Annotated in this window: 16 protein-coding genes; 8 read left to right on the top strand and 8 right to left on the bottom strand. The window is 68.2% G+C overall.

The window, feature by feature from the left end:
- Window position 1: 1 nt before the first annotated feature.
- Together F3H57_RS18280 and typA are read right to left on the bottom strand one after the other, a co-directional pair.
- Complete coding sequence (locus tag F3H57_RS18280; protein WP_188129734.1) at window positions 2-322, bottom strand: cupin domain-containing protein; 321 nt, start codon at window positions 320-322, stop codon at window positions 2-4.
- Window positions 319-2,136, bottom strand: a complete 1,818-nt coding sequence (typA, locus tag F3H57_RS18275; protein ID WP_149757763.1) for a translational GTPase TypA — start codon at window positions 2,134-2,136, stop codon at window positions 319-321. The genes F3H57_RS18280 and typA overlap by 4 nt, the downstream gene beginning before the upstream one ends.
- A gap of 210 nt (window positions 2,137-2,346) precedes the next feature.
- Between typA and F3H57_RS18270 the strand changes: the two genes are divergently transcribed.
- A complete protein-coding gene (locus F3H57_RS18270) occupies window positions 2,347-2,526 on the top strand; it encodes a hypothetical protein (RefSeq protein ID WP_149757712.1) in 180 nt (59 codons plus the stop codon).
- 140 nt (window positions 2,527-2,666) lie between these two features.
- Window positions 2,667-7,025: a choice-of-anchor I family protein gene (locus tag F3H57_RS18265; protein WP_149757711.1), complete on the top strand. Its 4,359-nt coding sequence runs from the start codon at window positions 2,667-2,669 to the stop codon at window positions 7,023-7,025.
- A gap of 77 nt (window positions 7,026-7,102) precedes the next feature.
- On the opposite strand, the gene F3H57_RS18260 is transcribed toward F3H57_RS18265, so the two are convergent.
- From F3H57_RS18260 to xylF, 3 genes are all read right to left on the bottom strand, one after another.
- Window positions 7,103-7,870 carry an ATP-binding cassette domain-containing protein gene (locus tag F3H57_RS18260; protein ID WP_149757709.1) on the bottom strand — a complete coding sequence of 256 codons (768 nt, stop codon included), beginning with the start codon at window positions 7,868-7,870 and terminating at the stop codon, window positions 7,103-7,105.
- Complete coding sequence (locus F3H57_RS18255) at window positions 7,870-9,168, bottom strand: sugar ABC transporter permease (protein WP_149757707.1); 1,299 nt, start codon at window positions 9,166-9,168, stop codon at window positions 7,870-7,872. The genes F3H57_RS18260 and F3H57_RS18255 overlap by 1 nt, the downstream gene beginning before the upstream one ends.
- 123 nt (window positions 9,169-9,291) lie before the next feature.
- Entirely contained in the window at window positions 9,292-10,323 is a 1,032-nt protein-coding gene (xylF, locus tag F3H57_RS18250) for a D-xylose ABC transporter substrate-binding protein (RefSeq protein ID WP_149757705.1), read from the bottom strand.
- Between the two features lie 216 nt (window positions 10,324-10,539).
- Here xylF and F3H57_RS18245 point away from each other — a divergent pair, with 216 nt between their 5' ends.
- The gene (locus F3H57_RS18245) at window positions 10,540-11,811 is read left to right on the top strand and encodes an ROK family transcriptional regulator (protein ID WP_149757703.1); all 1,272 of its coding nucleotides are present in this window, start codon (window positions 10,540-10,542) and stop codon (window positions 11,809-11,811) included.
- Entirely contained in the window at window positions 11,808-13,325 is a 1,518-nt protein-coding gene (locus F3H57_RS18240) for a CRTAC1 family protein (protein WP_149757701.1), read from the top strand. The genes F3H57_RS18245 and F3H57_RS18240 overlap by 4 nt, the downstream gene beginning before the upstream one ends.
- Window positions 13,326-13,447: 122 nt before the next feature.
- Here F3H57_RS18240 and F3H57_RS18235 read toward each other — a convergent pair whose 3' ends face one another.
- Complete coding sequence (locus F3H57_RS18235; protein ID WP_149757699.1) at window positions 13,448-14,767, bottom strand: cytochrome-c peroxidase; 1,320 nt, start codon at window positions 14,765-14,767, stop codon at window positions 13,448-13,450.
- A gap of 148 nt (window positions 14,768-14,915) precedes the next feature.
- On the opposite strand from F3H57_RS18235, the gene paaG reads away from it, so the two are divergent.
- The 4 genes from paaG to F3H57_RS18215 are packed head-to-tail and all read left to right on the top strand — an operon-like array spanning window position 14,916 to window position 18,075.
- Window positions 14,916-15,716 (top strand): 2-(1,2-epoxy-1,2-dihydrophenyl)acetyl-CoA isomerase PaaG, encoded by an 801-nt coding sequence (gene paaG / locus F3H57_RS18230; protein WP_149757697.1) that lies wholly within the window; start codon window positions 14,916-14,918, stop codon window positions 15,714-15,716.
- Window position 15,717: 1 nt separating this feature from the next.
- The gene (gene paaI / locus F3H57_RS18225; RefSeq protein ID WP_223163129.1) at window positions 15,718-16,170 is read left to right on the top strand and encodes a hydroxyphenylacetyl-CoA thioesterase PaaI; all 453 of its coding nucleotides are present in this window, start codon (window positions 15,718-15,720) and stop codon (window positions 16,168-16,170) included.
- The gene (paaK, locus tag F3H57_RS18220) at window positions 16,170-17,480 is read left to right on the top strand and encodes a phenylacetate--CoA ligase PaaK (protein WP_149757760.1); all 1,311 of its coding nucleotides are present in this window, start codon (window positions 16,170-16,172) and stop codon (window positions 17,478-17,480) included. Before paaI ends, paaK begins: the two co-directional genes overlap by 1 nt.
- 1 nt (window position 17,481) lies before the next feature.
- Window positions 17,482-18,075, top strand: coding sequence for a TetR/AcrR family transcriptional regulator (locus F3H57_RS18215; RefSeq protein ID WP_149757695.1), 594 nt, complete (start codon window positions 17,482-17,484; stop codon window positions 18,073-18,075).
- A 4-nt stretch (window positions 18,076-18,079) separates the two neighbouring features.
- On the opposite strand, the gene paaZ is transcribed toward F3H57_RS18215, so the two are convergent.
- On the bottom strand, window positions 18,080-20,128 hold the full coding sequence (gene paaZ / locus F3H57_RS18210) for a phenylacetic acid degradation bifunctional protein PaaZ (protein ID WP_149757693.1): 2,049 nt from the start codon (window positions 20,126-20,128) through the stop codon (window positions 18,080-18,082).
- A gap of 84 nt (window positions 20,129-20,212) precedes the next feature.
- Window positions 20,213-21,289, bottom strand: coding sequence for a 1,2-phenylacetyl-CoA epoxidase subunit PaaE (gene paaE, locus F3H57_RS18205; protein ID WP_149757691.1), 1,077 nt, complete (start codon window positions 21,287-21,289; stop codon window positions 20,213-20,215).
- Window positions 21,290-21,299: the final 10 nt, after the last annotated feature.

Genomic DNA, 21,299 nt, shown 5'->3' with positions numbered 1-21,299 from the left:
GCTACTCGAGATCGGTCTGGATCCACTCGTCGTTGAGGTGGATATCTTGCGCCTCGTAGGGCGCCTCAATCACCTCGAAACGATGCGGGATGCGCGCGGGGCCACGGATTACGTCGCCCGGCCCGCCTTCGATCACCTCGTCGCCGACGGTGAAACGCGCCCGCCCGCGCCGGATCACGAACAATTCGTCATAGGGATGCCAATGCAGCTTGGGCCCCTTCCCGATTTCGTCCACCGTCACGAAAAGGACCGTGACCCCGCATTCGAGGTCACGGCCCGTAACGTGGCCCGTCAGGCCCGGACTGCGCTTGAGGCCCGTCACGGCGCCTTGTTCATGCGCTTGCGCTCGTGCGGATCGAGGTAGCGCTTGCGCAGACGGATGGCGTTGGGCGTGACCTCCACCAATTCGTCATCGTTGACGTAGGCGATCGCTTCTTCCAGCGACAGCACCGTCGCCGGCGTCAGGCGAACCGCGTCGTCGGACCCACTGGCCCGCACGTTGGTGAGCTTCTTGCCCTTGAGCGGGTTCACCTCGAGATCGTTGTCGCGGCTGTGCTCGCCGATGATCATGCCCTCGTAGACCTTCTCCTGCGGCCCGATGAACATCTTGCCGCGCTCTTCGAGGTTCCACAATGCGAAGGCCACCGCCTCGCCAGACTCCATGGAGATCAGCACGCCGGCCCGGCGACCCTCGATCTTGCCCCGGTAGGGCGTCCAGCCGTGGAACACCCGGTTCATCACGCCGGTGCCGCGCGTGTCGGTCAGGAATTCCCCCTGGTAGCCGATCAGTCCGCGCGCCGGGACATGCGCGATGATGCGCGTCTTGCCGGTGCCCGAGGGCTTCATTTCCACCAGTTCGCCCTTGCGCACACCGGTCAGCTTCTCGATCACCGCCCCGGAATAGTCCTCGTCGACATCGATGGTGACTTCCTCGACCGGCTCCTCGCGCCCGTCCTCGCCGTCGCGCATGATGACCTGCGGGCGCGCGATGGAAAGCTCGAAACCCTCGCGGCGCATGTTCTCGATCAGCACGCCCATCTGCAATTCGCCGCGGCCCGACACCTCGAACGCCTCGCCGCCGGGCGTATCCTTCACCTTGATGGCGATATTGCTTTCCGCCTCCTTCATCAGGCGGTCGCGGATCACGCGGGACTGCACCTTCTTGCCGTCGCGGCCGGCAAGCGGGCTGTCGTTGATGCCGAAAGTCACGGTGATCGTCGGCGGGTCGATCGGCAGCGACTCGAGCGGTTCGTCCACCGCGAGCGCGCAGAGCGTGTCGGACACGGTCGCCTTCTGCATGCCGGCGAGCGTGACGATGTCGCCGGCGCGCGCCTCCTCAATGTCCTGGTAGCTCAGGCCGCGGAAGGCCTGGATGCGGCTGACGCGGAACTGCTCGATCTTCTGGCCGACGCGGGACAGCGCCTGCAGCGTCGCGCCCACCTTGACCTTGCCGCTCTCTACGCGGCCGGTGAGGATGCGGCCGAGGAACGGGTCGGCCGACAGCGTCGTCGCCAACATGCTGAAATCCTCGTCCACATGCGCCACCTGCTTGGGGGCCGGGACGTGATCGACGATCAGCCGGAACAGCGCGGAGAGATCCTTCCGCGGCCCCTCCAGGTCGTGATCGGCCCAGCCGGACCGGCCCGACGCATACATGTGCGGAAAGTCGAGCTGATCGTCGTCGGCGCCGAGATTGGCGAAGAGATCGAAGCACTCGTCGAGGGCACGGTCGGGCTCCGCGTCCGGCTTGTCGACCTTGTTCAGCACCACGATGGGGCGCAGGCCGAGCGCGAGCGCCTTGGACGTAACGAACTTGGTCTGCGGCATCGGCCCTTCGGCGGCGTCCACCAGCAGCACCACGCCGTCGACCATCGACAGGATGCGCTCCACCTCGCCGCCGAAATCGGCGTGGCCGGGGGTGTCGACGATGTTGATGCGCGTGCCCTTCCATTCCACCGACGTCGCCTTTGCGAGGATGGTGATGCCGCGCTCGCGTTCGAGATCGTTGCTGTCCATCGCCCGCTCGGCCACGGCCTGATTCTCGCGGAACGCGCCCGATTGCTTCAGCAATTCGTCCACCAGGGTCGTCTTGCCGTGGTCCACGTGGGCGATGATCGCGACGTTGCGCAGGTCCATATATGTCATCCTTCGGGGCTCTTCGCCGGGCACCTATCCGTCACGGGGGCAAAAGGCCAGAGGGCATCGGACCTGCCTCGCGCGGAAGACCGCACCGCGCGGAGCAGGCCCGACCCGAACGACGAGGGCCGACCGCATTTGCCAATTATTAGCCTTTGGACTGTAAAAAATGTGTCGAATGCCGCTATTGTTCGGGCAGGGAGACACAGGATGGTCATACATGACAAGTCCGGGGGCTGCGCCATGGCGCACGACCCGGAGCGGCCGACCGACACGCAGCACGCCGACGCGCAGGATACGCCACCGATATTGACGGGATGGTGGGTGGTGCCCGCGACGCTGGCTGGCGGTGCGGTCTGGGTCGTCATCTTGTCGTGCGTATTCTTCTGACGATTAAAGCCTTCCGAAGGCAAGGTTTTCCTGACGGTGCAGCGACGGGTGGGTTCCCCATCGATGTACGCCTGACAAAACTGTCACATTGGCATGATAGCCCCCAGCTCGCTCACCAATCGAATGCTTCGGGGACTTGAATGCCTTATACGCTGCAACTGCTTCACGCCAACGATCTCGAAGGCGGGGTCGAAGCTCTCGACAACGCGCCCAACTTCGCCGCGATCGTCGATTCGCTCGATGACACCTACGAGAACACGGTCACCATCTCGTCCGGCGACAACTACATTCCCGGAGTGTTCTTCTCGACCGCCGCGGACTTCTCCTTCGGCGGCATCCTGACCGACGCCTATGCCCGCTACTACACAGAGGTGCTCGGCCTCGACGCCGACACGCTGCCCGAGCTCGACCTCGGCCGCGGGGCCGGCCGGGTCGACGTGTCGATCATGAATTTCATCGGCTTCGACGCCTCCGCCGTGGGCAACCACGAGTTCGACGCCGGCACCAGCGCGTTTTCGGAGATCATCGGCGCCGAGGGTAGCGAAGGCGTGGTCGAATGGGCCGGCTCCTTCTTCCCGTACCTGTCGGCGAACCTCGACTTCTCTGGCGATGGCAACCTTTCAGGCCTCGCCACCGACGAGATCCTGTTCTCGGACCGCTACAACGAAACCCTGGAAGCCCTCGCCGCGGGCGAGGCCGGGCCCTCCATCGCGCCTGCGACGATCATCAAGGAAGGCGGCGAGCGCATCGGCGTGGTCGGCGCGACCACCCAGATCATCGAGAGCATCTCTTCCACGGGCGGCGTGGACGAAACCTCGGGCGGCGCCAACGACATGGCGGCCCTCGCCGAGGTGCTGCAGCCGCAGATCGACGCGCTGATCGCGGACGGCGTGAACAAGATCATCGTCACCTCGCACCTGCAGCAGTTCGCGCTGGAGCAGGAGCTGGCGGGCCTTCTGTCGGGCGTCGACATCATCATCGCCGGCGGCTCCAACACGCTGCAGGCGGACGAGCAGGATACCCTGCGCGACGGTGACGAGGCCGAGGAAACCTATCCGTTCGCCACCACCAACGCCGACGGCGAGCCGACGCTGATCGTCGGTACCGATGGTGAATATTCCTATGTCGGCCGCCTCGTCGTGACTTTCGACGACAACGGCGTGGTCGACACCTCCAGCGTCGATGCCGCCGAATCCGGCGTCTTCGCCACCGACGAGGCCGGAACGCTCGCCGCCACCGGCGCAGACAGCGTCGAGGAGGCGATCGACGGCTCCACCAGAGCCGACATCGTCGAGGACCTGACCTCGGCCGTCGCCGGGATCGTGGAAGAACGCGACGGCGTCATCTACGGCGCGCACGAGGTGTTCCTCGACGGCCGCCGGGAATCGGTCCGCACCGAAGAGACGAACCTCGGCAACCTCACCGCCGACGCCAACCTCGCCGCCGCGCGCGAGGTCGATGACAACATCGTCGTGTCGTTCAAGAACGGCGGCGGCATCCGCGCCGAGATCGGCAGCGTCGACGCGGACGGCACCCCGACCGAGGGCGACGGCCTTGTCAGCCAGCTCGATGTCGAGAACTCGCTGCGCTTCGACAACGGCCTGGCGCTCTTCGACGTGACCAAGGAGGGGCTGAAACAGCTCCTGGAGCACGCGGTCGCGGCCACCGACACCGAGGCCGGCAGCACGCCCGGCCAGTTCGCCCAGATCGGCGGCCTGCGCTTCTCCTTCGACGAGACGCAGACGGCGCAGGACTTCGCCACGAACGAGGACGGCGACTACATCCCGGCGGCGAACGGCACCGTGGAGACCGCGACCGCGGGCGAGCGCGTGCAGACCATCGCCATCGTCGATCCCGAGACCGGCGAGGACATCGTCGTCTACCGGGATGGCGGCTTCACGGGCGCCGCGCCCGACACGATCGGCATGGTCGCGCTCGACTTCCTGGTGAACAACAACGGCGACAGCTACCCCTTCCAGGAACTGGCGACCAACATCCGCTTCGTCACTGACGACGGCACGGTGACCACCGATCCCGACGCGGACAACATCCTCGGCGAGCAGCAGGCGTTCCGCGAATATCTCGAAGCCAACTTCGCGGACGAGGACAACGCCTTCGACAATGCCGAAGTCAGCCCGTCCAACGACACCCGCATCGTCCAGCTCGCCCAGAACGGCGGCCAGGACTTCATCACCATCGACGAGCCCGACCGCTCCATCCGCATCCTGCGTGACGGTCAGCTCGACTCGGGTGAGACCGAGCTCTTCACCGGCGGCTCCGAGGTCGTGTCGGTGGACGGCGCGTTCGCCTATGTCACCAACGCCGCGCAGGACCAGATCGACATCTTCAGCACCGCGACGCTGGAAAAGGTCGGCACGTTCGACCTGACCGAGGTGGAAGGCTATGCTGGCGTGCAGTCGGTCGCCGCAAAGAACGGCCTGATCGCCGCCGCGATCAACGTCGAGGACGAAGACGGCAACGCGGTCGACGGCGTCGTCGTGCTTTATGACGAGGCCGGGACGCTCCTGAACACCGTCGCGGTCGGCAACCTGCCGGACATGGTGACCTTCAACGCGGACGGTTCGACGATCCTCGTGGCGAACGAGGGCGAGCCGACCGACGCGGGCAATCCGCAGGGCAGCGTATCGGTCATCGACGTGTCGAGCGGCGCCGCCGCGGCGACCGTGACGACGCTCGACTTCACCGCCTTCGACGGCATGGAGGACGAGCTGCGCGAAGCCGGCGTGCTGCTGGAGCCGGGCGTTTCGGTTTCCGAGGATCTGGAGCCCGAATACATCACCGTCCTGCCGGGCGGCGAGGAAGCCTGGGTGTCGCTGCAGGAGGCCAACGCCTACGCGGTGATCGACCTGGTGAACATGGAGGTGACGGACATCCGCTCCTTCGGGCTCACCGATCGCGGCGAAGTGCCGTTCGACGCCTCGAACGACGACAACGCGATCAACCTGCAGACCTATGACAACGTCTTCGGGATGCGTCAGCCCGACGCCATCGCCTCCTACGAGTTCGAGGGCGAGACCTATATCGTCTCCGCCAACGAGGGCGACGCACGGGACGACACCGAGACCGAGGTCGGCGACGTGGAGCTTGACCCCACCGCCTTCCCGAACGCGGAGGTCCTCCAGCGGGACGAAAACCTCGGGCCGCAGGGCATCCGCTCGGATCTCGGCGACACCGACGGTGACGGCGATTACGACGAGCTTTATGCCTACGGCTCCCGCTCCTTCACCGTCCTCGACACCGAGGGCAACGTGGTGTTCGACAGCGGCGCCCAGTTCTCGCGCCTGATCGCGGAAATCCGGCCGGAGCTCTTCAATCAGGACGAGGGCGACTTCGACGACCGCTCCGACAACAAGGGCGTGGAGCCCGAGGCGGTCGCGGTCGGCATGGTGGACGGCCGCCCGCTGGCCTTCATCGGGCTGGAGCGTGACAACGGTGTGTTCGTCTTCGATCTCTCCAACCCGGAAAACCCGAGCTACGTCAACTACATCGACAGCGAGGCTTACGGGAATATCAGCCCCGAGGTGATCGACTTCGTGCCGGCATCCGAAAGCATCGACGGCACCGACAAGATCTACGTGTCCTATGAAGGCGACGGCAACACGGCGGTCTATACCGTGTCGGGCATCAACCCGGGCGTGTCGCTGGTCGCCGGTGACGCGGGCGAGCTTCTGCTCGGCGGCAATCTCGACGACGACCTGACCGGCGGCGCGGGCCGCGATCTGCTGTTCGGCCGGATCGGCGCGGACGTGATCGATGGCGGCGACGGTGACGACGTGATCGGTGCAGGCGCGGGCCGTGACATCGTCTACGGCGGCGGCGGCGACGACATGATCGGCGGCGGCTTCGGCGATGACGTGATCGACGGCGGCACCGGCAACGACACGATCGGCGCGGGTGGCCGCAACGACCGGGTCACCGCGGGCGACGGCGACGACGTCGTGGCCGGCGGATCGGGCAACGACACGCTCGATGGTGGCAACGGCGATGACACGATGGGCGGCGGCTTCCAGGACGACATGGTCATGGGCGGCGCCGGCGACGACAGCCTCGGCGGCGGCAACGGGATGGACACCATCTCCGGCGGCGAGGGTGACGACGCCATCGGCGGCGGCCTCGGCAGCGACCTGCTCTCCGGCGGCGCCGGCGACGACTTCATCGCCGGCGGCGGCCGCGACGACACCATCGACGGGGGCGACGGCGACGACGTCATCAACGGCGGGGTCGGGTCGGACGTGCTGACCGGCGGTGACGGCGCCGACATCTTCGTCTTCCGCGACTTCGGCGCGGGCGATGCGGACGTCATCACCGACTTCGTGGACGGCACCGACATGATCCGGGTGATCGGTCAGGGCGGCTTCGGCGCGCTGTCGATCACGGACGGCGACGACGGCGCGGTCGTCGCAGTGGCGGATACCACGATCACCCTGACAGGCTTGGACGCGGCGGACCTGAGCACGGACGACTTCCTCTTCGTCTGATCCGGCGCCAGGCCAAAACGACGAGGAGCCCCCGCGGGGGCTCCTTTCCATCTCCGGGCATAGATCCGTGCCGCGCGTCAGGCCGCGAGATGCGCCGGCGTCTTGCCGGCGATGATCATGCCCAGAAGATCGTCGGTCGACACCTTGTCGACCTCAACCACCCCGCCGACAAGCTCGCCGTTCTTCATCACCGCAGCGCGGTCGCAGAGGCGTTTGACCTGATGCACGTCATGGTCGATCAGGAAGATGCCGATGCCCTGGCGCTTCAGCTCTCCGATGATCTCGGCCACCATCTGCGTCTCGGCGGGGCCGAGCGCGGCGGTCGGCTCGTCCATGATAAGAATGCGCGCGTTGAAGTAGACCGCCCGCGCGATCGCCACCGATTGCCGCTGCCCGCCCGACAGCGCCGAGACCGGCGCGTTGAACTTGCGGAAATTGGGGTTGAGCCGGTGCATCACCTTGCGCGTCTCCGCCTCCATCGCGCTTTCGTTCACGAGGCCGAGCGGCGTGACGATCTCTCGACCGAGAAAGAGGTTGGAGGCCGCGTCGAGATTGTCGGCCAGCGCGAGCGTCTGGTAGATCGTCTCGATGTTGTAGCCGCGCGCGTCGCGGGGGTTGTTGATCGTCGCCTTCTCGCCGTTGATGTAGACATCGCCGGAATCCTGCCGGTAGGCGCCCGACAGGCACTTGATCAGCGTCGACTTGCCCGCGCCGTTATGGCCCAGAAGGCCGACGACCTCGCCGGGGTAAAGATCCACCGACACGTGATCGACGGCCTTGATGCCGCCGAATGCGATGGAGATGTCCTTGAGCTCGACAAGGGGCGTTCCGCTGCGGTCCACCATCACTTCGCTCCCGTGCGCTTGCGGTAGATGATGTCGACGAGGACGGCGACGACCAGCACCGACCCGACGACGATGTTCTGGAACGGCGCGTCGACGCCGACCATGGCCATGCCCGATTGCAGCGACTGCATGATCAGCGCACCGAGGATGGCGCCGTAGATCGTGCCGATCCCGCCGGCGAGCGCGGTACCGCCGATCACCGCCGCGGCGATCACGCGCAGCTCGTCCAGCGTGCCGATATCGTTGGAATGGAATGTCAGGCGGGCGGCGGCGACGGCGGCCGACAGCGCGCACAGAAAGCCCATGATCGCGAAGACCTTCACCGTCAGGAGGCGGGTGTTGATGCCCGACAGCTCTGCCGCGTCGGGGTTGCCGCCGGTTGCGAAGATGTAACGGCCGAGCCGCGTCTTGCGCGCCACCACCGTCATCACGATCGCCACGAGGATCAGGAGCAGGACCGAGTACGGGATGCCGTAGCCGGTGGAGTAGCCCTCGGGCATCGTCTCTCCGCGCGCCTCGAACATCCGTTCCAGCCGGTTGCTGGGCACGTCATAGGCGTTGAGCGTGGCGACGAAGCCTAGGATCACCGCCGCGATCACCACGGCGAGAAACGCCTCGGCCCAGAGCGGTTTGACCGGGAAGTCATGTGCCTTTTTCGAGCGGCGCCCCGCGGCCAGCGCGAGGATCGCGGCCACCACGGCGATGACGCCAACGACCCAGGAGGCGCTTTCCCCGAGCGTGCCGTTGATACCGCCGAGCAGGACGAAGTTTGAATCGAGCGGGCCGATGGTCTGCCCATTGGTGAGATACCAGGCGACGTTGCGCCAGACGAGCAAGCCCCCCAGCGTCACGATGAAGGCGGGGATCGTCAGGTACCCGACGAGCCAGCCGTTGAACGCGCCGATGGCGGTACCGCAGATCAACCCGAACAGCAGCGCGATGGGCGCCGTCAGCGGGTGATTGAGACCCAGGCCCAGCCATTCCGGCGTCACCACCGTCTGCGTCATCGCCATCACCGCCGAACAGGTGGCCAGCAGCGAGCCGACCGACAGGTCGATGTGCCGCGTGACAATGACGAACACCATGCCGGTCGCCATCAGGGCCACGCTCACGGTCTGGATCGACAGGTTGAAGATGTTGCGCGGTGTCAGGAAACGCCCGTCGGTGAAGACGTTGAACACGAGGCAAAGCACCACGAAGGCGCCGATCATGCCCAGAAGGCGCGAGTCGACCTCCAGCGTATCCAGAAGGCGCTTGCGCTGCGGCGATCCGGCCTTGGCTTCGGCGGTCTCGGCCATTGTCCCCTCCGATGTCAGGAAAAACGTATCACGGATCGCGGCCGGGCGCAGCGGGGTGCTCCGCGCGGCTCCGGCCGGTCCGGTGGAGCGGATGGCGACTCGGGCCGCCATCCGCCTGCGGCATCAGTTGCAGGGCGCCGGGCCGTCCGAGACGCCCTGGCAGAGTGCATCCTGCTCGATCCAGCCGGCCTCGACCACGGTCTCCAGGTTGTCCTGGGTGATCGGCACGGGGTTCAGGAACTCCGACCACAGCGTGGTGCCTCCGGGGGAGGTCCAGGACTCGGCGCCCTCGATCTCGGACATCTGCGTGCCGGAGGCGAGCTCGATGGCGATCTCACCCGCGCGCTTGCCGAGCTCGCGGCTGTCCTTCCAGACGGACACCGTCTGCGTGCCCTTGGCGATGCGGTTGAGCGCGGCGTGGTCGGCGTCCTGCCCCGAGACCGGAATCCCGTCCATGCCCTGGGCCGTCAGCGCCGCCACGGCGCCGCCCGCGGTCCCGTCGTTCGAGGCGACGACCGCGTCGACCTCGTTGCCTTCGGCGGTCAGGATCTGTTCCATGTTGCGCTGGGCGTTCGCCGGCAGCCAACCGTCGGTATAAGCTTCGCCGACGATGGTGATGTCGCCCGCGTCGATCGCCTCCTGCAGGACCTCCTGCTGACCGCCGCGCAGGAAATCCGCGTTGGGATCGGTGGGCGAGCCCTTGATCATGACGTAGTTGCCGGACGGCTGCTCTTCGAGGATCGCGCGCGCCTGCATGCGGCCGACCTCGATGTTGTCGAAGGTCAGGTAGAAGGCGCGCTCGTCCTCGATGAGGCGGTCATAGGCGATGACCGGGATGCCTTCGTCCGCGGCGGCCTGCACGGCGGGGCCGATGGCCGACGCGTCCTGCGCAAGGATGATGAGCGCATCGACGCCCTGCGCGATCAGGCTTTCCACGTCGGACAATTGCTTGGCCGAGGACGATTGCGCGTCCGTGGACACGTAGTCGGCGCCCGCCTCGTCCAGCGCGCCCTGGATCGCGGCCTCGTCGGTCTTCCAGCGTTCCTCCTGGAAGTTCGACCAGCTCACGCCCACGGTCATGTCGTCCTGCGCGAAGGCCGGCGCCGTCAGGCAGGTCGCCGCGGCCAATGCCGCGACCAGCGTTCTTCTTTGCATAAGATATCCTCCCATGTCGCGACCCGTCCCCGCGGGCCATTGCGGCGGAATCGCCGTGACGGCTCCAAAAGTGCCACATTAAATTCGGTTGTCAAAATAAATTTCGTTGAAGATAGTGGCGATTGTGGGCGAGATCGCCTGCACACTGCTCTGAGGGGAGGAGCGGACCGGTCCGCGCCGCAGGAGATCGGCTGGATTAGTTCGGAGAGCGAACAAATGGACGACCTTACGGAACCCTTGGCCGAGAGCGCCCCGCAGGGCTTCGGCCCGCTGATCGCGCCGATGTCCGACGTGCAGCGCCCCCTGCGCCAGCAGATCTTCGAACGCGTCCGCGCGTCGGGCGCCATCAGCCGTGCGCAAGTGGCCAAGGATCTCGGCATCTCGCCGGCCTCGGTGACGACGCTGACCTCGGACTTGATCGAGGCGGGCTTCCTGACGGAGGTCGCCGCCCCGCGCGACGGCCAGGACGGCAGCCGCGGGCGCCCGCCGGTCGCCCTCGGCGTCCGGGCGGATGCCTTCGCGGTCTGCGGCATCAAGCTGTCGGATCGCGAGCATGGCGTGGTCATCCTCGACTTCGCGGGACGCGAACTGGCCGCCACCTGTGCGCCGGCCGCCGGGACCGAAACCCTCGACGAGACGCTGAGCACGCTCGACCGCCTGATCGAGGATGTCTGCAGCCGCGCCGGGATCGACCGTCGCGACCTCTCGGCGCTCGGCGTCGGGCTGCCGGGCTTCGTCGATGCGCCGTCCGGCCGGGTGGTCTGGTCGCCGCTCCTGCCGGAACGTGACGTCGCGCTCGCCGCTGCCGCGGAGGCACGGCTGGGCCTGCCGGTCGCGATCGACAACGACGCCAACCTCGTGGCGCTGGCAGAGCTGTGGTTCGGCGTGGGCCGCCGGATCGCCGATTTCGCCGTGGTCACCATCGAGCACGGCGTCGGCATGGGGTTGGTGCTGAACCACCGTCTGTATCGCGGCGCGCGCGGGCTGGGGATGGAACTTGGCCACACCAAGGTGCAGCTCGACGGGGCGCTCTGCCGCTGCGGGCAGCGCGGCTGCCTCGAGGCTTACGTGGCCGATTACGCGCTGGCACGCGAAGCGGCGGTGGCGCTCGGCCGGATCGGGCAGCCTGCACTGCCGCTGTCCCAGCTTCTCGGCACGCTCCACGCCCGGGCCAAGGACGGCGACGCGGCCGCGCGGTCGATCTTCCACCGCGCGGGGCGGTTCCTGGCGGTGGGGCTGGCCAACGTGGTGAACCTGTTCGATCCCGAACTGGTCATCCTCGCCGGGGAACGGATGCGCTACGATTTTCTTTATGCCGACGACACCCTGTCCGAGATGAACCGCCTGATTCTGGAAACCGGCCGCACCGCGCCGCGGATCGAGGTTCACGCCTGGGGCGACCAGCTTTGGGGCTACGGCGCCGCGGCGCTGGCACTGTCGACGGTGACCGAACGCCATCTCGGTGCCGCGCGGGAGGAGCCGGCATGAAGTGGCTCGCGCTCTTTCTCGCCGCACCTGTGGCGGCGGAGCCGACCTTCGTGGACCGCTCCGGCGGCCTGCCTGTGGCGCACGTTTATTCCGGCGGCTGGGAGCATTTCGTCGGTGGCGGGCTGGCGGTGCTCGACTGCAACGGCGACGCCCGACCGGACATGTTGGCGGCGGGCGGCGCGGCGCCCGCCCGACTCTTCGTCAACGCCACGCAAGGCCCGGGCGCGCCGCTGCGCTTCGAGACGGGCGAGCTGCCGGAGATGACGGGCGTGACCGGAGCCTATCCCCTCGACATCGACGGAGACGGCCCCCTCGACCTCGTCGTGCTGCGGGTCGGCGCGAACGCGATCCTGAAGGGCGACGGCGCCTGCGGCTTCACCGATGCGACGGCGGACCTGGGGCTCGACCCCGGCGCGGCCTGGACGACCGCCTTCAGCGCAACCTGGGAGGACGGCGAGACACTGCCGACGCTCGCTTTCGGCAACTACGTGGACCGGTCCGATCCCGATGGCCCCTTCGAGGCATGCGACGACAACGCGCTGATCCGACCGGACGGCGACCTCTACGGCCCGCCGGTGCCGCTCTCGCCGGGCTGGTGCGCGCTGTCGATGCTGATCTCCGACTGGCAGCGCACCGGCACGCCGGAGCTGCGCATCTCCAACGACCGCCATTACTACGTGCGCGGCGGGCACGAGGAGATGTGGCGGCTCGATCCGCTCGAGCCGCGCGGGACCGATGACGGCTGGGAGGAGGTGTCGCTCTGGGGCATGGGCATCGCCTCTGCGGACGTGGACGGCAACGGCTTTCCGGACGTGATGCTGACCTCCATGGGCGACCAGCTTCTGCAGTTCGGCAACGGCACAGAGTTCGTAAGCGCGCCCTACAGCGTCGGCACTTACGCGCAGCGTCCGCATGTGGGCGACGACGGGCGCCCGGCGACGGGCTGGCACGCGGAGTTCGGCGATATCGACAACGACGGGCGGCTCGATCTCTTCATCGCCAAGGGCAACGTCGACCAGATGCCGTCGAACGCCATGAAAGACCCCAACAACCTGCTGATGCAGGGGCCGGAGGCCGTATTCGCGGAGGCCTCGGTGGCGGCGGGGATCGCCACGACGGCGCGGTCGCGCGGCGCGGCGCTCGTCGATTTCGACGGCGACGGGCGGCTCGACCTCGCGGTGGTGAACCGCCGCGCGCCGATGGAGCTTTGGCAGAACCGGACGCCGGACACGGGGCACTGGCTGTCGGTCGAGCTGCGGCAGGCGGCGCCGAACACCCGCGCGGTCGGCGCGTGGATCGAGCGGCGTACCGAAGCCGGCGTCGTCGCGCGCGAGGTCACGGTGGGCGGCGGGCACGCCGGGGGCCAGGCCGGACCGGTCCATTTCGGGCTCGGAGGCGCGACGCGGGCGGATCTGCGCGTTCGCTGGCCGGGTGCGGACTGGAGTGCCTGGCAAAGCGTGGATGCTGGACAGCGCGTGAGGCTCGAGCGCGAGACGCTGCCGCCGCTACGGTGACGTGGACGCGCCTGCCCTGCGACGGCGCGGGCGGTACGGTCGGGATTTGAGTATTTGAAGCCCAAAGAAGCCGGGGGTATGCGCATCGGTCCAATGTGGGACGCGCGGGCGGTCGGTGATGCTCAGCGGTCGATCGGAAGGCCGCTCGGCACGCTTTCGGGGATGCCGAGGCGCCCCTCGAGCGCGGCGGGATCGGTGAGCGTGTCGAGGAAGGCGAGGATGTCGGTGATCTCGCCGTCGCTCAGGGCACGGCCGAGGCGCGCGGCGGCGCGGATCTCCTCCCGCTCCGCAGGATCGTCGAGGATTGTCCAGAGGCCTTCTGCAAGCTCCGTCTCGGGCAGCGTGACCGCGCGTGGATAGGAGTCGAGGCCGGCGGAGGGATCGGCGTGCTGTGCAACGAAAGCGCCGAGGTCGGTGAAGGCGCCGGCATGCCCCCACGGCCCGGTCTTCGCGACGTTGCGCAGGGAGGGCGTGCGGAAGGCATAGGCGTCCTCGTCCCGGCCGGTCACGCGCATCCGGCCGACATCGCGGGAATGTCGCTCGAACCGCGCCGCCTTGCCCGGGCCGAGCTGCGGCTGGCCGGTGGCGTGAAAATCGAAATCGGACTGGAGCGGGCCGGAATGGCAGCCCGTGCAACCCGCATCGCCGTAGAACAGTGCCGCGCCTCGGGCCGCCGCGCCGTCGAGCTGCGCCTGACCGCGCAACACCTCGTCGAAGGGCGCGGTGTCCGAGCGCCACTCGAACGCAACGAAGGCGGCGATGGCGTTGGAGATATCGGTGAAGGCGATCTCGCGCCCCGCCGCGATCGCGGGATAGACCGCCTCGAACCGCGCCCGGTAGGCGGGGATCGCCGCGATCCGGTCCGACAGCAGCGCCCAGGCACCGCCCTTCCCGGTGATGAAGCCCTGCCGCGCGGCCTGCGCGACCTCGTTCTCCGAATAATGCCCGGCCATCTCGTCCTGGCTGAGGACCGGGAACATGGTCTGGGCCGACAGCAAGTTGTCGAAGCCGGCGACCATCTCCTCTTCCATCGGGGTCCGCAGGCCCGAGGGGCGCGCGGGATCGACCTCGATCCGTCCGTCGGCGAACATCGCCGTGACAGCCCGCGCGCCCATGTTGAAGAGCGGTGGGGCGTTGCGCGGGATCAGCTCCTCGGGCGGATTCTCCGGGTCTGCGACGCGCTTCGGGCCAAGGCCGATGCCACCCTCCCCGAGGCCCAGCGACACGCCGTCGCCGGTCGCGAAGCGCGGATGATGGCAGGTCCCGCAGGAGATGTTGCGGTTGCCCGACAGGATCGGGTCCCAGAACAGCAATTGGCCGAGCCGCGCCTCGTCCGCGCGCACCGGCAGGAAGTCGGCATCGGTCAGCGGCGGCGGCAGATCGGGCCCGGCGACCGCGGGCGTGGAGGCGGCCAGGATCCCGGCCAGGATGGCGTGGCGCATGTCAGGTCCCCCTCGCCCGCCACATGACGCGAGGCCGCGCGGCGATGCAAGACCGCCTGTGCTGATGGCGGTTGCAGGAATTCATTGACCGACCGGACGGTTTATCATGGAATGCCGGCAGCGATGGAGGAGTCGCACGGGAGGAGACATGGACGATCCAGACGGCGTGCCGGTCCTGACCCGGCTCGAGGGCGGCGTGCTCGAGATCACGCTCAACAGGCCGGAGACGCTCAACGCCTTCAACGAGGCGATGCATCTGGGGCTGCGCGCGGCCTTCGACCGCGCCAACGTGGAGCCGGAGATCCGCGCGGTGCTGCTGACCGGTGCGGGTCGGGCGTTTTCGTCGGGCCAGGATCTCGGCGACCGCGATCCGCGCAACTGGACCGAGCCGCCCAATCTCGGCCGTACGCTGGAGACCTTCTACAACCCCTTGATGCGGCGCATCCGGGGGCTGGACAAGCCCGTGGTCGCGGCGGTGAACGGCGTCGCGGCGGGCGCCGGGGCGAATATCGCACTGGCCTGCGACATCGTGCTCGCCGCGCGCTCGGCGCGGTTCATCGAGGCCTTCGCGAAGGTCGGCCTGGTGCCGGACGCCGGCGGTACATGGATGCTGCCGCACCTCATAGGGGAGGCGCGCGCCAAGGCGATCGCCCTGACCGGGGAGCCGGTCGGCGCAGAGGACGCCGCCGCCTGGGGCATGATCTGGAAAGCGGTCGAGGACGACGCGCTGATGGAGGAGGCCCGCGCGCTGGCCGCGCGGCTGGCCGGGGGGCCGACGCTCGGCCTCGGCATGACCAAGCGGCTGATCCAAGGCGCGGCGCAGCGCGACTTCGACACGCAGCTCGACGCGGAGCGGGATTCGCAGGCCAAGGCCGGGCGCTCCGCCGATTACGCCGAAGGGGTGACCGCCTTCCTCGAGAAGCGCGCGCCGCGCTTTCAGGGCAAGTGACGTGACGCCCGAAGAGGTCGCCCGCGCCAGCGCCGAGGCGATGTGGCGCACCGACCGCGCGAGCCAGGCGCTCGGCATGGACATCCTGCGCATCGCGCCGGGCGAGGCGGTGCTGACCATGACGGTGCGGGGCGACATGGCGAACGGGCACGGCATCTGCCACGGCGGCTACATCTTCACGCTGGCCGACAGCGCCTTCGCCTTCGCCTGCAACAGCTACGGCCGCGTGACCGTCGCGCAGTCGAACACCATCACCTATCTCAGCCCCGGCCCGGTGGGGGAGACGCTGACCGCCACCGCGCGGGAAGTGGCGCTGGCCGGGCGCTCGGGGCTCTACGACGTGACCATCGCGCGGCAGGACGGCACCGTGATCGCGGAGTTCCGCGGGCAGTCGCGCGAGCTTGGCCGCGACATCGCCGGGGTGCTCCCCGCCGATCCAAGGGAGGAGACATGATGCTGGACCTGACCCCGCCGAAGGAGATCCTCGATCCCATCGAGATCGCCAGCCGCGACGAGATCGCGGCGCTGCAGCTCGAGCGGCTGAAATGGTCGCTGCGTCATGCCTACGACAACGCGCCGGTCTACCGCGCAAAGTTCGACGCGGCGGGTGTGCATCCGGACGACCTCACCTCGCTCACCGATCTCGCGCGGTTTCCGTTCACGACGAAACAGGACCTGCGCGACGCCTACCCGTTCGGCATGTTCGCCGTCCCGCGCGATCGGATCGCGCGCATCCATGCCTCTTCGGGCACGACCGGCAAGCCGACTGTGGTGGGCTACACGCAGGGCGATGTCGACCGCTGGGCGGACATCGTGGCCCGCTCGATCCGCGCCTCGGGCGGCCGGCAGGGCGACATCGCGCATGTCGCCTATGGCTACGGGCTCTTTACCGGCGGGCTCGGCGCGCATTACGGGGCGGAGAAGCTCGGCTGCACCGTGGTGCCCGTGTCGGGCGGGATGACCGAACGGCAGGTGACGCTGATCACCGATTTCCGGCCCGACATCATCATGGTCACGCCGTCCTACATGCTGTCGATCCTCGATGCGTTCCGCGCTCAGGGGATCGACCCGCGCGAGTCCTCGCTCAAGGTCGGCATCTTCGGGGCGGAGCCCTGGACCAACGCCATGCGCCTCGAGATCGAGGCGGCCTTCGACATGCACGCCGTCGACATCTACGGGCTGTCCGAGGTGATGGGCCCCGGCGTCGCCCAGGAATGCGTGGAGACCAAGGACGGCCTGCATATCTGGGAGGATCACTTCTACCCCGAGGTGATCGACCCAGAGACCGGCGAGGTCCTTCCCGACGGCGAGATGGGGGAGCTGGTGTTCACCACGCTCACCAAGGAAGGGCTGCCGGTCGTGCGCTACCGCACGCGCGACCTCACACGCCTGCATCCGGGTACCGCGCGCTCCATGCGGCGGATGGAGAAGATCACCGGCCGGTCGGACGACATGATGATCCTGCGCGGCGTGAACGTCTTCCCGACGCAAATCGAGGAACAGGTGCTGAAATGCGCCGGCCTCGCCCCGCATTTCCAGATCGAGCTGCGCAGCGAGGGTCGCATGGACACGATGATCGTGCACGCCGAGGCGACGGCGACCCATGCCGCGCCCGAGGCGCGCGCTGCGGCTGGCCGGGACCTGGCGGAGCACATCAAGTCCGTGATCGGGGTCACCGCGACGGTCGAGGTGCACGAACCGTCCGGCGTCGCGCGGTCCGAGGGCAAGGCGCGGCGCGTCGTCGATAATCGCGAGCCGGGCTGAGATGGCCCGCCCGCGCGCCCGCGACTTCGACGCAAAGCGCCACGGCCTCTTGGTGGAGGCCGCGCGCGTCTTCGCCGCCATGGGGATGGAACGCGCGTCGATGGCGCAGATCGCGAGCGCGGCGGGCGTGTCGAAGTCCCTGCTCTACCACTACTACCCGTCGAAGGACGCGCTTATCTTCGCGATCATCTCCACGCATCTGGAGGCGCTCGACACCGCGCTGGAGACCGCCGACGATCCGGCCGCGCCGCCCGAAGAGCGGCTGCGCGGCCTAGTCGGCACGGTGCTGGAGGCCTATCGCGGTGCCGACGATTTCCACAATGTACAGCTCAACGCGCAGCTGCCCGCGGTCGAACAGGCCGAGATCCGCGCCATCGAGCGGCGCATCGTGCGGCGCTTCTCCGAGGTGATCGCAGAGGTGCATCCCGGGCTCGACGAAGGCGAGAAGAAGCGGTTGATGCCCGTCACCATGTCGCTCTTCGGGATGATGAACTGGGTCTACATGTGGTTCCACGATGGTGGGCCGATCACCCGCGACAGCTATGCCGACCTCGCCACGGCGCTGATCCTCGACGGCGTGCGCGGTCTGCGCTGACCGCTCAGGTCCAGCTCTTCGCCACCATCGTCAACACGTCGTATTGCGCCACCGTCTCGCCGTGCTGGTTGGCGACGAGGCAATCCCAGCGCACCTCGCCATGTTCGGCCTCTTCGCGCGGATTGATCTCCTTGCAGGTCAAGCGCACTTGCAGCGTGTCTCCGAAATAGACCGGCGTCAGGAACCGCAGGTTGTCGATGCCGTAGTTGGCCAGCACCGGCCCCGGATCGGGCCAGACGAAGAGGCCCGCCGCGAAGGACACGATCAGGTAGCCGTGCGCGACGCGCCCCTCGAAGAACGGGTTCGCCTGCGCGGCGGCCTCGTCCATGTGGGCGTAGAACGTGTCGCCGGTGAAGCGGGCGAAATGCTCCGTGTCATCTTCGGTGATGGTGCGCGCCTCGGTCAGAAGCTGATCGCCCAGCTGCAGCTCGCCCAGCGACTTGCGGAAAGGATGGGTGCCGCGATCCGTGGCGCCGCCGTCCGACCATTGGCCGGTGACGGCGGTCAGAAGGTGCGGCGCGCCCTGCACCGCGGTGCGCATCATGAAATGCTTCACGCCCCGCATGCCGCCCATCTCCTCCCCGCCGCCGGCGCGGCCCGGCCCGCCATGCACGAGCGGCGCGAGCGGGGAGCCATGACCGGTGGACGATTTCGCCGAGGCGCGGTTGCCGATCAACACCCGGCCGTGAAACGGCGCGATGCCGGCGACCATCGCCTGCGCCGTGCCCGGATCGTTCGTGAAAAGCGAGGAGCAGAGCGATCCGCGCCCCATCCGCGCCAGCGCCACCGCCTCTTCGGGGGCGTCGTAGCTCATCAGCGTGGCGACCGGGCCGAACGCCTCCACGTCGTGCACGGCGCGCGCGGTCAGCGGCGCGGCGCAGCGCAGCAGGACAGGGTTGAGGAAGGCGCCCTGGTCGGGATCGCCGGACACGACGCGCACCTCGCCGGGGTTTCCGGCGACGATCTCCGCCTCTGCCTGAAGCTCCGCGATCCGGGCGCGCACCCCGTCGCGGTCGCCGCGGCTGACCAGCGCGCCCATGCGCGCGGTCTCGTCATCGGGAAGGCCCACAGCAGTTTTCGTGAGCCGGTCCGAAATCGCCTCGGACACCGCGTCGGCATGCGCCTCGGGCACGATCAGCCGGCGGATCGCGGTGCATTTCTGCCCGGCCTTCACAATCATCTCGCGCACCGCCTCACGCACGAAAAGGTCGAATTCCGGCGTGCCCGGCCCGGCATCGGCGCCGAGGATCGAACAATTGAGGCTGTCGGCCTCCATCGTGAACGGCACCGAACGGGCGACGATCGTCGGATGCACGCGCAGCTTCTGACCCGTCGCCGCGGAGCCGGTGAAGGTGACGACGTCCGCCTCTTCGACATGGTCGAGAAGATCGCCTGCCGAGCCGCAAAGAAGCTGGAGCGCGCCTTCCGGCAGAACGCCCATCCCGAGGATCCGCCGCACCACCAACTCCGTCAGGTAGGCTGTCTGGGAGGCGGGTTTCACCACGCACGGCATCCCGGCGATGAGCGACGGCGCGATCTTCTCCAGCATGCCCCAGACGGGGAAGTTGAAGGCGTTGATGTGGATCGCGACACCGGGGCGCGGCGTCAGGATGTGCTGGGCCGAGAAGCTTTGGTCCTGCGAGAGCTGCTCGACCGGGCCTTCCGGGATCACGTGGGCGTTCGGAAACTCGCGCCTGGCGCGCGAGGCGAAGGTCAGCATCGTGCCGATGCCGCCGTCGATGTCGATCCAGCCGTCCTTGCGCGTCGCCCCGGTATGAAAGTTCTCGAGGTAGAACTCCTCCTTTCCGTCCATGAGCCGAAGGCCGATCTCCTTCAGCATCAGTGCGCGCTGGTGCAGCGTCAGGGCCCGCAGCGCCGGCCCACCAACCTCGCGCGCATGGGCAAGCGCGGCGGCGCGGTCGATCCCGTCCGCGCCGATCCGCGCGACGGCGGTGCCGGTCGCGGCATCGAGCAGTTCTGCCCCCTCGCCTGCGCCGGGACGCCACGCGCCCGAGACGTAGCTTTCCAGTCGGCGCGGTGCGCTCTTGAGCATTGGACCGGTCCTTTCCCGTATCAGACGAGGGCCGCCGCCGCGGCGCCTTGCATGCGCGGCGCGACGCCCGTAGCCCCGCGTGGCTCACTCATCGTAGCTCACCACCAGCGTGTCCGAGAGCGGCACGCACTGGCAGGTCAGCACGTAGCCCGCGCGCAGCTCGTAATCCTCGAGCGCGTGGTTCGTCTCCATCTCCACCTCGCCCTGAAGCACCTTGGCCCGGCAGGTGGAACAGACCCCGGCGCGGCAGGAGAACGGCGCATCCAGCGCGCTGTCGAGCGCGGCATCCAGCAGCACCGTGCCGTCGCGCGGCATCGCGAAGCTGCGCGTCGTGCCGTCGAGTGTCACCTGCACTGCGCAGACCGCGCCGGAGGCCGCCGCCTCTTTCGACACCGCGCGTGTCTTCGCACGGCCGGGCTGGGCGGACGCGAAGAGCTCGAACTTGATGCGGTCCTCTGGCAGCCCGTGCGCCTTCAGACTGTCGGCGATGGTCAGCATCATCGGCTCGGGCCCGCAGATGAACGCGGTGTCGATATCGCCTGCGTCGATCCAGTGGGTGAACAGCGCCTCCATCTTCTCCGCGTCGATCCGGCCGGAAAAAAGGTCGATCTCCTGCGCCTCGCTTTCGAGGATGTGGATCACCGACAGGCGCCCCAGATAGGTGTTCTTGAGATCCTCGATCTCTTCGCGAAACATGATGGAGCCGACCTGCCGGTTGGCAAAGACCAGCGTGAAGCGCGCGCCCGGCTCTCGCGCGAGGATCGTGCGCAGAAGCGACAGGACCGGCGTGATCCCCGACCCGCCCGCGAAGGCCAGGTAGTGGCGGTCGGCAGAGGCATCGAGCGGCGTGTGAAAACTGCCCATGGGTGGCATCGCGTCGAGCGTGTCGCCGGGGCGCAGCTCCTCGTTCGCCCAGGTCGAGAAGGCGCCGCCATCCACCCGCTTGATCCCGACGCGCAGCGCCCCGTCGTCGAGCCCGGCGCAGATCGAATAGCAGCGGCGCAGCTCCGTCCCGTCGAAATCGCGCCGGAAGGTCAGGTACTGGCCTTGCGTGAAATCGAAGGCGGGCGCGTCCGCCTCGCCGGGCGTCAGCGTGACGACCACGGCGTCGCGCGTCGTCTTCTGCACGTCGGTGACGGTGAGGGGGTGGAAGCGGGCCATCAGACCCCCT

Source organism: Roseivivax sediminis (genome assembly GCF_900112685.1).
GTDB classification, from domain to species: domain Bacteria; phylum Pseudomonadota; class Alphaproteobacteria; order Rhodobacterales; family Rhodobacteraceae; genus Roseivivax; species Roseivivax sediminis.
Note: the sequence above shows the minus strand (reverse complement) of the source record. Positions and strands in the feature narration are given on the sequence as shown.

Bases quoted from the DNA above. Each gene is read 5' to 3' on its own strand.
- typA (WP_149757763.1), bottom strand. From the start codon at position 2,136: ATGGACCTGCGCAACGTCGCGATCATCGCCCACGTGGACCACGGCAAG.
- F3H57_RS18270 (WP_149757712.1), top strand. From the start codon at position 2,347: ATGGTCATACATGACAAGTCCGGGGGCTGCGCCATGGCGCACGACCCG.
- F3H57_RS18265 (WP_149757711.1), top strand. From the start codon at position 2,667: ATGCCTTATACGCTGCAACTGCTTCACGCCAACGATCTCGAAGGCGGG.
- F3H57_RS18260 (WP_149757709.1), bottom strand. From the start codon at position 7,870: ATGGTGGACCGCAGCGGAACGCCCCTTGTCGAGCTCAAGGACATCTCC.
- F3H57_RS18255 (WP_149757707.1), bottom strand. From the start codon at position 9,168: ATGGCCGAGACCGCCGAAGCCAAGGCCGGATCGCCGCAGCGCAAGCGC.
- xylF (WP_149757705.1), bottom strand. From the start codon at position 10,323: ATGCAAAGAAGAACGCTGGTCGCGGCATTGGCCGCGGCGACCTGCCTG.
- F3H57_RS18245 (WP_149757703.1), top strand. From the start codon at position 10,540: ATGGACGACCTTACGGAACCCTTGGCCGAGAGCGCCCCGCAGGGCTTC.
- F3H57_RS18240 (WP_149757701.1), top strand. From the start codon at position 11,808: ATGAAGTGGCTCGCGCTCTTTCTCGCCGCACCTGTGGCGGCGGAGCCG.
- F3H57_RS18235 (WP_149757699.1), bottom strand. From the start codon at position 14,767: ATGCGCCACGCCATCCTGGCCGGGATCCTGGCCGCCTCCACGCCCGCG.
- paaG (WP_149757697.1), top strand. From the start codon at position 14,916: ATGGACGATCCAGACGGCGTGCCGGTCCTGACCCGGCTCGAGGGCGGC.
- paaK (WP_149757760.1), top strand. From the start codon at position 16,170: ATGCTGGACCTGACCCCGCCGAAGGAGATCCTCGATCCCATCGAGATC.
- F3H57_RS18215 (WP_149757695.1), top strand. From the start codon at position 17,482: ATGGCCCGCCCGCGCGCCCGCGACTTCGACGCAAAGCGCCACGGCCTC.
- paaZ (WP_149757693.1), bottom strand. From the start codon at position 20,128: ATGCTCAAGAGCGCACCGCGCCGACTGGAAAGCTACGTCTCGGGCGCG.
- paaE (WP_149757691.1), bottom strand. From the start codon at position 21,289: ATGGCCCGCTTCCACCCCCTCACCGTCACCGACGTGCAGAAGACGACG.